The sequence below is a fragment of the Pseudomonas sp. AGC41 genome, from assembly GCF_057334555.1.
The window spans coordinates 1-9,942 of the sequence record NZ_JBHFJB010000027.1 but is presented as its reverse complement, the minus strand read 5'-3'; the positions used below and the strand labels follow the sequence as shown (position 1 = coordinate 9,942).

The 9,942-nt window shown below is 61.7% G+C and carries 7 protein-coding genes; 5 read left to right on the top strand and 2 right to left on the bottom strand.

Annotation, left to right across the window (positions count from 1 at the left end):
• Window positions 1–29 precede the first annotated feature (29 nt).
• Together lapD and lapG are read right to left on the bottom strand one after the other, a co-directional pair.
• Window positions 30–1,976, bottom strand: a complete 1,947-nt coding sequence (gene lapD / locus ACE04F_RS04695) for a cyclic di-GMP receptor LapD (protein ID WP_486105242.1) — start codon at window positions 1,974–1,976, stop codon at window positions 30–32.
• Between the two features lie 14 nt (window positions 1,977–1,990).
• On the bottom strand, window positions 1,991–2,668 hold the full coding sequence (lapG, locus tag ACE04F_RS04690; RefSeq protein WP_486105240.1) for a cysteine protease LapG: 678 nt from the start codon (window positions 2,666–2,668) through the stop codon (window positions 1,991–1,993).
• 233 nt (window positions 2,669–2,901) lie between these two features.
• On the opposite strand from lapG, the gene ACE04F_RS04685 reads away from it, so the two are divergent.
• The 5 genes from ACE04F_RS04685 to ACE04F_RS04665 all read left to right on the top strand — a co-directional run bounded on the left by ACE04F_RS04685 (window position 2,902) and on the right by ACE04F_RS04665 (window position 9,907).
• A complete protein-coding gene (locus ACE04F_RS04685; protein WP_486105239.1) occupies window positions 2,902–3,582 on the top strand; it encodes a GntR family transcriptional regulator in 681 nt (226 codons plus the stop codon).
• 687 nt (window positions 3,583–4,269) lie between these two features.
• Window positions 4,270–5,046, top strand: coding sequence for a DUF3050 domain-containing protein (locus tag ACE04F_RS04680; protein ID WP_486105237.1), 777 nt, complete (start codon window positions 4,270–4,272; stop codon window positions 5,044–5,046).
• Complete coding sequence (locus tag ACE04F_RS04675; RefSeq protein WP_486105236.1) at window positions 5,043–5,975, top strand: diiron oxygenase; 933 nt, start codon at window positions 5,043–5,045, stop codon at window positions 5,973–5,975. The genes ACE04F_RS04680 and ACE04F_RS04675 overlap by 4 nt, the downstream gene beginning before the upstream one ends.
• 10 nt (window positions 5,976–5,985) lie before the next feature.
• Window positions 5,986–9,411 carry an amino acid adenylation domain-containing protein gene (locus ACE04F_RS04670; protein ID WP_486105234.1) on the top strand — a complete coding sequence of 1,142 codons (3,426 nt, stop codon included), beginning with the start codon at window positions 5,986–5,988 and terminating at the stop codon, window positions 9,409–9,411.
• 31 nt (window positions 9,412–9,442) lie between these two features.
• Complete coding sequence (locus tag ACE04F_RS04665) at window positions 9,443–9,907, top strand: SRPBCC family protein (RefSeq protein ID WP_486105232.1); 465 nt, start codon at window positions 9,443–9,445, stop codon at window positions 9,905–9,907.
• Window positions 9,908–9,942 lie beyond the last annotated feature (35 nt).

The window sequence follows — 9,942 nt, the reverse complement described above, 5'->3', positions numbered from 1 at the left end:
CCAAGGCTCACTGACAGACAACGCAGCACTCACCCCCAACGCTTAGGCTCGCCCACCAACTGCCCTTGCACCCCGAACAACCCCATCTCACGAATCACCGCCAACTCCCCTTCCGTCTCCACCCGCTCGGCAATCAGCGGCAGGTCGATGCTATGGGCAGCACGCTGAATGGCTTCGATGAACAGACGCTTGTCACTTTCCTGATCAATGGCTCGAATATAACTGCCATCGATCTTCAGGTAAGCCAGGCCCAACCGCGACAGATTGCCGATCATGCTGAACCGCCCACCAAAACGCTGCAGGCTCAGGGAGAAACCAAGCTCGCGCAACTGGCGGGTCAACTGCTCCAGCACCGCTTGCTCCGGTAATTGCTCCTCACCAATCTCCAGGGTCAGGCGCGCCCCGAGATTGCCGTGAGCCCGCAGGACTTCAAAGACCTTGTTCAACGCCTGGGGATCGGCCAGCGTGGCAGAGGACAGGTTGAGCGCCAGGGATTGCTCGTGCCCGGCCATATGCATGAGCACCTGTTCGAGCATCAGGCGGTCCAGGCGCGCAGTCCAGCCGAAGCGCTCCAGCCATGGCAGGAAACGCCCGGCGGGAATGCTCTGGCCCTGATCGTCGAGCAGCCGCGAGAGCACTTTGTAATGCAGCACCACCTGGGTGTCCTGGGCGGCCACCACCGGCTGGAAATACAGCTCGAAGCGCTGGTTGCTCAGCGCCTGGTCAAGCAGGTTGTGCCAGGCATGGTGATCATCGCCAACGCTGGCCGACGCACTGTGATCCAGGCAGGCCCAGCCCGGATCACCCTGGGTTTCGGCCTGGGCCAGCGCCTGGTCGCCGAGCTGGAGCACCGCTTGCGGCGAGTCGCCGTGGACGAAAGGCGCCAGCCCGATGGCGGCCACCGATGCGACGTCCGTCGCGCCGGTGGCGTGCAGGCTCGCCAACGCGCCTTCGAGATTCTGTGCCAGTTGCAAGGCTTCCTCGCGCACCAGCCCGGGCGCCAACACGGCGAACTCTCCGCCGCGGATGCGCGTCACCAGGTTATGGGTTTCCGGATAACGTGCGCATTCACGCAGCAACTGCTCGCCCACCGCCTTGAGCAACTGGTCGGTGCGCTGCCCGCCCAGCCGCTGGTTCAACCCGGCCAGGTCCCTGACTCGCAACAACAGCAGATAACCGGAACTGGCCTGCTCGGGATTGCTCACCCGGGCATGCAGCTGCATTTCGAAGTAACGTCGATTGGCCAGCCCCGTGAGATTGTCCTGATAGGACTCGACCCGCAGCTTTTCGCTGCGCTCGGCCTGCTCCTGGAACAGCGCCTTGAGCTTTTCGACCATCTGGTTCATTGCCTGCACCACCCGGCGCAGCTCAGGGGTACGCGGCAGCTCCGGCAGACTGAGGAATTCCCGACGGGCGATGGCATGGGACTGATGCACCATGTAATCCAGCGGCTTGAGCTGACGACGCAGCAGCAAGGCCCCCAGCACCGCGCTCACGGCGCCGCACAGCAACAGCCAGCCCAGGCTGCCCAGCGCGCTCTGCCACAGCTTGGCGAGGGCGAACATAGGGTGGCTGACCACTTCGACCCGTGCCGCCTGCTCCCAGCCCCGACTGACGAGCGCATCGCCACCGGCCGGTTCCAGGCCAATGAGCTTGATGAACCACTGCGGCACGTTGCCGGCGTCCGGAATGCCGGTGCGTTCGACAATGGTGCTGTCGTTCTTCACGTCGACCACGCGAATGCTCGCGTAGTAGCCGCTGTCGAAGATCGAGCTGACCATCAGCTCGACCATTGCCGGGTCGTCGATATTCGGCGTCAGCGACAAGGCCAGCGCCGTGGCCGCATCCTGCGCATGCGAGCGCAACTGATTGACGTACTGGGTCCGCGAGCTTTCCAGGCTGACCATGAAGCTGCCGCTGAAGGCAACCACCAGGAACAGACAGATAGCGATCAACAGCTGTTTGAACAAGGACATCTGAGCGCGCGCTCCTAGTTAGTCGTCTCGACCGGAAAACCTTCGGCCTGCATTTTTTTCAACACATCCTGCCAGCGGGACAGGCGCTTGGTGTCACCCACTTTTTTGTTGCCCTTGGCGCCCGGCAGCCACAGCCCTTCGGCATTGAAAGAGTAGACCGGCAGCAGGTCGGTTCGCTGGCTGGCCGGCTGGATACCGTCGATCAGGCTGTCGAGTACCAAGGGCATGGCATCGGGGGTGGCATAGTAGGTCAGCACCATGTGCGCCCGGTTCTGCCGCAAGGCCTTGACGTAGGTGATGCGCAGCTTGTCACTGGACACCCCGAGCCGGCGCAGGCTGAAATACTTGGCGATGGCGTAGTCCTCGCAATCACCCGCGCCCTTCCATAAGGCCTGGATCGGGGTTTCCCAGTAATCGACCTCACGCCACAAGTCGATGTCTTCGACGTAGCGCACCTGTTTGTTGAAAAACAGGTTCACTACCTTGAGTTGTTCCAGTTCCGGAATCTGCTTCTGGGTCGCCAATAATTGCTGCCACGCGTCGATCCGTTGCTGCCCTTCACCCAGCGGCCCATATAACGCTTGCGCCCGGCGGCTGATCTGCGCAAAGTCCCAATCGGCCCGCAGGCCGCCCAGCAGCAGGCCGGCCAGCAGCAGGCCGGCCAGCACGAGTGCCGAACACAGCCAACGCATGGAGCTGAGGACAGGAAAAGGTGCAGCCAAGGGGAATACGTCCGAAAAGGGCGGTTGGAAAATTCGTTGGATGGTGAAGCCTGGCTCGGCAAAAGACAATGGCAGGATGCAATCACCGCAAGCAGTCTAAACTTTAGTTCAGGAACCGGCGCCGCGACGCTTTGACGGCTCGGCAATCTGTAACTAATGTTGGCCTGGATCCAATTTTCGCTACTACCAGTCAGGGTGTTGTTGTGACAAAAAAGCCCAACCCTTTAAGTACTATCCAGGTCAAAGGCCCCATTCCTGCGCCTCAGGCCCGCGCCATCATCGAGAGCTCCCTGCGCGAAGCCATTCTCGACGGCCGCCTGCCCAGCGGCACCGCGCTACGCCAGCAGGAACTGGCTGATCTCTTCGGCGTCAGCCGCATGCCGGTACGCGAGGCATTACGTCAGCTCGAGGCGCAGTCATTGCTCAACGTGGTCCAGCACAAGGGCGCCGTGGTGGCTCCGCTGATCACCAGCAATGCGATCGAGACCTATGCCCTGCGTTCGGTCCTGGAAAGCTTCGCCCTGCGCCTGTCCGTTCCGCTGCTCAACGATGACGACCTGACGATGGCCGCCCAATACATCGAGCAACTCGAAGCGCAAACCGACTACGCCGAGATCGCCAGACTCAACCGGCTGTTTCATATGTCGCTTTACCACAGGGCACCCAACGCCAAGCTGCTTGACCTGGTCGAGCACGAGCTCAATGAGGAAGAGCGTTTCCTGCGCTTTCATATGTCATCAATGGGCCTGGGCACGCTGACCCAGGACGACCACCGCGCGATGCTTGCCGCCGCGACGACGAGGGATGTCGATACAGCGGTCACCTTGCTGGAGCAGCACTTGGAAAAAGCCTCTGTCACCATGCGCCGATACCTCAACCAGTAAGCGCAACCCCCGCTCTGCGCCGGCGACTTGCTCGGCGTAGCACTTTCTTACACATCCTTCCTACACACCCCATAGCCCTGTCCGGCGCGCTCTGACTGCGTCGGCGTTCCATCGCGACGTCAGTCCGATGGAACTGCCATGCATTTGGGCTCACTCTTGCGTTTATCGATTCAAAAAAGACCTGAAGAAGTCAGCGCCTGGCTGTGGCCCAGGCGAATCGAAGCCATCACGCAAGGAGCGTCGTCCGAACGGCGAGATGACCCGCCAGTCTGGTCGGTCTCCCGCCCACAAAATATCACTTACTTAATTCCCGTTCCCTGAAGTGCTCCGGGTGAGGCATTCACTCGTACCATTCGATTCTGATACTTATAAATCGGAAGGAGCAACTTCGACCCAATAAAACTTATATGAAAAGTTTTAGCAGCCTTCTTCATACCCAAGAAACACATCAATTCAAATATATAAAAAATAACTTGCGGAGTCTTTGTTACATGCACTAACTTTTTCTACGTCGAGTTGCCGTCGGCCCAGAAACTCAAGACAGGCAGGCCTGCACAGGCTTTTCAGCCCTGAGCAAAGACAAAACATCTGTATCAAGAAAACATGGACTCCGGTTCACGCACTCGCTCGCACCGATTAAAACGGCGAGGCAACTTCCGGACAAAAAACATTGATGAGGACGTTCCAATGCAGCCAACCAAAGAACAACTTTTCCTGAACAAACTCGAACTTGGCGAGCACCCGGTTTTTTCCGAAGTAACATCAATCGAGCTGTTGCGCCGTTTCATGGAAAGTCATGTTTTTGCCGTGTGGGATTTCATGTCCCTGACCAAGCGCCTGCAGCGCGAGCTGACCTGTATTCAGTTGCCGTGGCTACCTCCGGCCGACCCGCACGCAGCACGCCTGATCAATGAAATCGTCTTGGGGGAAGAATCCGATGACCGTCCCGGAGCGGGCTATTGCAGCCATTTCGAGCTGTACCTGGACGCTATGCGCGAAGTCGGCGCGGATACCCGGGCCATTGAGCAATTCATTGCCTTGCAACAGGAAGGCGTCAGCCCCGAGACCGCGCTGGACAGCGTCGAGGTAGACCCGGCCGTGGCGCGCTTCGTGCGCCAGACCCTGCACACGGCCTTGCACGCCCCGGCCCATAGCGTGGCCGCCGCGTTCGTGCATGGTCGCGAAAGCGTCATCCCGCAGATGTTTCAGCGCATGCTGGATGCCTGGGGCCTCGGCCTGGACCAGGCACCGACGTTTCGTTACTACCTGCAACGGCATATCGAGGTGGACTCCGAAGACCACGGCCCGGCGGCGGAACAACTGCTGGCGCGGCTGATCGATGGCGACCCGCAACGCGAACGCGAAGTCCTTACCGCCGCCCTCGCTGCCGTGCAGAGCCGCGCGGCGTTGTGGGATGGCTTGCGTCAGAGCATGGCCCGGCCCGTTGCGCAGGTGACGCCATGAACGCCATTTCATACCAGTCCTTCGCCGATGCCTGGGAAAGCCGCGCCACCATCCGTACCCGACCACGGCGCCGGGTCGAGGATGATGACAAGCTGATCTTTCCCATGAGCCGTCAGCCCCTTGTGCACAGCCAGACCTTCCTCAGCCACTGCCCGCAGCTGCGCGATTTTGTCCTGGTGCAAAGCCTCTACAAATTCATCAACGACGTGGTGATTTTCGAGACCGAGCTGGTGGACCACACCGCGCGGCGCATCGCCAAGAACCGCTTCGGCATCGAGTTTCCGTTCGCCTGTCGCTACGACGCGATGACTGTGGTAGTGGATGAGGACTATCACGCGCTGGTGGCCATGGACTTCATGCAGCAGACCATCGACATGACCGGCATCGAGCCGATCCCGCTGCCCGACCAGATCGAACTCAGCCGTGCGATTCCGGCCACTCTGGCGCGCGCGCCGGAACGTTTGCTCAGTGCCGTGGAGCTGATCTGCATCGCCATTGCCGAGAACACCGTGACCAACGAGGTGGCGGCCTTCGCCCGGGATGATTCGGTCAAGGCCTCGATCAAGGGCTTGATGGCGGACCACTTGCTGGATGAGGGCCGACACTCCGGTTTCTGGACGCGGCTGGTGCAGATTTACTGGCGCACCGCACCGGAAGAAGACCGCCAAGCCATCGCGCAACTGATGCCAGGCTTCATTGCCGAGTACCTGGCGAGCGACCTGCAACAACAGTTCGATTTCGAGCTGATCGCCCATCTGCCCGTTGATGAATCAGTACGTCAGTCGCTGCGTGAAGATGCCAGCGCGCTGGCTTATCCCATCAATTGTTTTCATCCGCTGGTGAGCAATATCACGCGGTTTTTCCGCGCCAGCTCGATGCTCGCGTCACCGTGCGTGCGCGATGCCCTGGCCGACTACTTGAACGCTTGAGGAGCTTTGAATGAAACGCCTCGAAATTGCGCTATCCGGCAACAGCCAGGCCATGGCCGAACTGGCCCGGGAGCTTGAACTGCACGGCCACTCAGTCACGGTTTTACCAACGCCAACCGGCCACGGCGCGGTCGACCTGTCGATCGATGATGGCACGCTACCGTGTGCCACGCAGGCGCGCTTTCGCCTTCATGTGCGCGTGGCACTCCAGGCCTTGCCAGGCCAGGCATTGCCGCAACCGGTGGTGATTTTCCGCGACGCTGCACAGCGCCTGTTATCCCGAGCAGTGGTCGCCCCGCCAAGCCGGGGCAACGGCCAATCCTTGCGCCTCTGCGCGCTGGCGGCGGTGGTCGAGCATGGCGCCCGCCTGGTCAGCCAGCTCTCGCGGGATGAGACCCGCTTCGACACCTGGCCGACGCTGGAAACCGACGTTGCAGACGAGCCCCTGCACGGGCTCGATGCGCTGGAGCCGCTGGCTTTCGAACATCACCTCAACCGCGCCCCGGTGCCCTGGCTCCTGGCCGCCGCCCAAGTGCCAGTGATGCACAGCATCGAACAACGCATGCTCGATCAACCGACGCAACCGGCCCTTTGGGTCGACGGTCAGCTCATCGACTACCGATCCTTGCGCGACCTGACGCTCAGGTTGCAACAATCGATGCTGGAAATCCTGCCGGGCGCGGCTGATCGTCCGAAGGTGATCGGCGTGTGCCTGCCCAAATCCGCGCCACTGTATGCAGCGATCCTGGCGGTCCTGGGATGCGGGGCGGTGTACCTGCCGCTGGACCCGCAGCACCCGGCGCAGCGGCGGCGCTTCATCCTGGAAAATGCCCGGGCCGATCTGCTGCTGCATGAGGCGCAGAGCGATCTGGACGACTGCGCAATACCCAGGCTGAACGTCCATCGACTGCCCTCTTCGAAACCGGCCATCCCGCTCTCGACAATCCGACGCGTGGCGGGCATCGACGAGCCGGCCGTGGCGATCTACACCTCCGGTACCACCGGCCAGCCCAAAGGCGTGTTGCTCAGCCAGCGCAACCTCAGCCATTTCTGCGCGTGGTACAGCGACCATGTCCAGTTGAAGGGCGACAGTCGCACGCTGCAATTTTCCACCATCAACTTCGACGCGTCGCTGCTGGATATCCTGCCGACGCTCATCCAGGGCGCAATGTTGGTCGTGCCCAGCGAAGACCAGCGCCGCGACCCGCAACAACTGGTCGCGTTGATTCACGCACAACGCGTCAGCCACGCCTTCCTGCCACCGGCACTGTTGAGCGTACTGCCGCTGGACGCGCCGCTGGGGGTGGAACACCTGGTAACCGGAGGGGATGTCTGCGAGCCGTATGTGATCGAGCAACTGGCGCCACAGTGCCGCTTCCACAACATCTATGGCCCGACCGAAACCACGGTGCTGGCGACCACGCGGCAGTTCGGCAGCGGCGACAACAATCGCAACCTTGGCAGCCCGATCGCCAATGGCCGAGTGCTGATTCTGGATGAGCAACGGCAACCGGTGCCCGACGGCACGCCCGGTGAGCTTTACATCGCCGGGCCGGGCGTCGGCCTGGGGTACCTGAACGCCCCGGGGCTGACCGCCGAGCGTTACCTCAACCTGACGCTGCCCACCGGGCAGACGCTACGGGCCTATCGCACCGGTGATATCGGCCAGTGGACGGACGCTGGGATCGAGCTGTGTGGACGTCGCGATAACCAGGTGAAGATCCGTGGCTTTCGGGTCGAGCCCGAGGAGATCGAACATTGCCTGCGCGACAGCCAGTTGTTTCGTCAGGTGGCGGTAGGGGTGGATGAACGACGGCGGATCCTGGCGTTCCTGGTGAACCCTGTGCAAGACCGACCCGGCGCGGCCCTCCAGGCATTGCGCGAGCATGTGCAGGACCGGTTGCCCAGCTACATGCACCCGGCAGCCTATATCGAACTGCCCAGCCTGCCCTACACCAGCAATGGCAAGGTCGATCGCCGCGCGTTGCTTGCCTCGGCGGGGCCGGTTCAGGCCGGTGGCCAGGGACGCCAGCCGCAGAACACCTTGGAAATTCAGCTGCGAGCGCTTTGGGCCGAGCTGCTGGAATTGCCGGTCGCGGACATCGCCACCGACGAGAGCTTTTTCAACCTTGGTGGGCATTCGATTCTGTTGTCGCAACTGCTGCTGAATATCCGCCAATCGTTCGGCCGCAGCCTGTCGATCAATCGCTTCATCGAAGCGCCGACGCTGATCACCCTGGCGAAGCTGCTCGACGACTCCGAACAGGGCGGTACGTCAACGCTGAGCCCGCAGGCTTTCATCGACGCCGAGGCGGAACTCAACCTTGATCCGCTGCCCATCAGCCAGAGCGGTGACGTGCACAAAGTGCTGGTGACCGGTGCCAACAGCTTTCTCGGCGTGCACATCGTCGAGGCGTTGCTGGCGTGGGGCGCCACCGAGGTTGCGTGCCTGGTGCGTGAGTCCGGCGGGCAAAGCGCGGCCGAACGGTTCGCCCAGGCCCTGCGGGACAATCGCCTGGAGCACCTGGACCTGAGTCGCGTCAGCGTCTACGCCGCCGACATCACCCAACCGCAACTGGGTTTGCCGGACGACATCTACCAACGCATCGACAGCACCTTCGGCGCGCTGGTGCACAACGCGGCCCACGTCAACCACGTGCTCGACTACGAGTCCCTGGCGCGGGACAACGTCGAGCCGATCTTCGAATGCCTGCGCCTGTGCGAAGGACGGCGCAAGAAGATCTTCAACTTCGTCTCGACGCTTTCGGCTTCCAGCGCCCTCGACGCCGATGGCCAGGTGCTGGAGCAACCAGCGGCGCAGACACCGCCGATCTACATCAAGAACGGCTACAACCTGTCCAAATGGGTCGGCGAGCGGATCCTGCAGCGGGCCCGTGACCTTGGCGTGCGGGTGAATCTGTTCCGTCCCGGCAACATCAGCTTCAACAGCCAGACGGGGGTCTGCCAACCCCACAAGAACCGGTTGATGCTGATGCTCAAGGGCTCGATCCAGCTCGGCCAGGTACCGGCCCTGTCGCTCAACTTCGACCTGATGCCGGTGGACTTCCTGGCCCGCTTCATCGCCTTCCACGCCAGCCGCTACCAACCGAACCAGGCCGTGTTCAACCTGCACAACCCCGAACCGCTGAGCTGGGACGCCTACGTGGCGTCGTTCCGGGACAGCGGCCGGGCGTTTTCTCTGGTGAGCGTCGCCGACTGGCAACGGCAACTGGCGCGGGTCGATGCAGACAATGCGTTGTTCGGCGTGCTGGGTTTCTATCTGAACGGCTTCGAGGAAGACATCGGCGACATCTCGCTGATCCGGCACGACAACGCCCGGTCCGGCGTGCGGCAGATGGGCGCGCGCTACCCGGAAAAATCTCCGGCCCTGCTACGCCGTGGCGCGGACTACCTCAAGGCCATTGATTTCATCTGAACCATCCCACCCCAAAGCAAGGAGCAAGACCATGACGACATTTCAACCCGACACACTGATCAAGAACCCTCAAGCCTGTCACGTTGAAACCTCGGTGCAAGTGTCCGCTGACGCGGCGCGAGTCTGGGAAGTGGTGGGCGACTTTGGCGGGTTCAACCGCTTTATCCCCGCGCTTGAGCGCATCGAGATGACAGGCGAAGGGGTGAGATCCCTGCGCAAGAAATTTTTCGTCGACGGAAAGAACCTGGTGGTGGAACAGCTCAACAGCCGTGACGACCAGGCCATGCACATGACCTGGACGCTGATCTACAACACCCTGGGCATCGACAACCTCTGGGCGGCCATGCGCGTGGAGCCCCTGGCGGACAACCGCTGCCGCGCCACCTGGACCATCATTGCAGACCACACCGACGCCCATACCCCGTCGGGCTTCAGGGATTTCCTGCAAGGGTTCGCCGATGAAGCGATGGAGAATGTGGTGAAGATGTTCACCTGACCACTACTCCCTTGTGGGCAACCCATACCCCGTGG

Excerpts from the sequence above, each read along its gene's own strand:
- lapD (WP_486105242.1), bottom strand. The coding sequence starts at position 1,976 with ATGTCCTTGTTCAAACAGCTGTTGATCGCTATCTGTCTGTTCCTGGTG.
- lapG (WP_486105240.1), bottom strand. The coding sequence starts at position 2,668 with ATGCGTTGGCTGTGTTCGGCACTCGTGCTGGCCGGCCTGCTGCTGGCC.
- ACE04F_RS04680 (WP_486105237.1), top strand. The coding sequence starts at position 4,270 with ATGCAGCCAACCAAAGAACAACTTTTCCTGAACAAACTCGAACTTGGC.
- ACE04F_RS04675 (WP_486105236.1), top strand. The coding sequence starts at position 5,043 with ATGAACGCCATTTCATACCAGTCCTTCGCCGATGCCTGGGAAAGCCGC.
- ACE04F_RS04670 (WP_486105234.1), top strand. The coding sequence starts at position 5,986 with ATGAAACGCCTCGAAATTGCGCTATCCGGCAACAGCCAGGCCATGGCC.
- ACE04F_RS04665 (WP_486105232.1), top strand. The coding sequence starts at position 9,443 with ATGACGACATTTCAACCCGACACACTGATCAAGAACCCTCAAGCCTGT.